We start from the raw sequence: 582 nt of genomic DNA, 5'->3' as shown, positions 1-582 counted from the left end.
CGGCATCGGGCTTGGCTGGGTGTCGATCCTCGATCCGGCGGGGATGAATGCGCTGCTCGACGTGTCCGGCGACTGGCGCTTTGTCGCGCTGCTGTGCCTAGGCTATCCCGAGCGTGAGAGCGACACGCCCGAGCTGGTCCGCCATGGCTGGCAGGACCGCCTGCCTGCCGAAATCACGAGACTGGAGCGCTGATGATTACCCGTGACGACGTTCAGGCCAGGCTTGACGCGTTGGCCAAGCCGCAGGGCAGCCTGGGGCAGCTGGAAAGTCTGGCGGTCGATCTGGCGGTGGCGAGCCTGTCGATGACGCCGGTGACGCGCCCGCGCCGCCTGGTCCTGTTCGCCGCCGATCATGGTGTGGTGGCGCAGGGCGTGACCCCCTGGCCCTCGGCGGTGACCACCGCGATGGTCGAGACGATCCTGAGGGGCAAGGCGAGCAGCACCGCGCTCGCGCAGGCGCATTGCGTCGATGTGCGGGTGGTCGATGCTGGCATGGTCGAGCCCCCGCGCGGTCCCTGGCCCGATCATTTCGTCGCGCAAGCCGTCGCTTCGGGCACGGCGGACCTCAGCCTGAGGCCCGCG

At 69.6% G+C, this 582-nt stretch carries 1 protein-coding gene and 1 pseudogene; both read left to right on the top strand.

The annotated features are described in order from the left end of the window. Positions 1-193 (top strand): annotated as a pseudogene (locus tag AX735_RS26110) (5,6-dimethylbenzimidazole synthase); the annotation flags it as partial. Then, a partial coding sequence (locus AX735_RS20555; protein WP_202189631.1) for a nicotinate-nucleotide--dimethylbenzimidazole phosphoribosyltransferase occupies positions 193-582 on the top strand: 390 nt, incomplete at its 3' end. The pseudogene AX735_RS26110 and the gene AX735_RS20555, both read left to right, overlap by 1 nt.

The organism is Blastomonas sp. CCH1-A6 (genome assembly GCF_001556365.1).
Classification (GTDB): Bacteria; Pseudomonadota; Alphaproteobacteria; order Sphingomonadales; family Sphingomonadaceae; genus Blastomonas; species Blastomonas ursincola.
The sequence above is the reverse complement of the archived record's forward strand: the minus strand, read 5'-3'. Positions and strand labels throughout refer to the sequence as shown.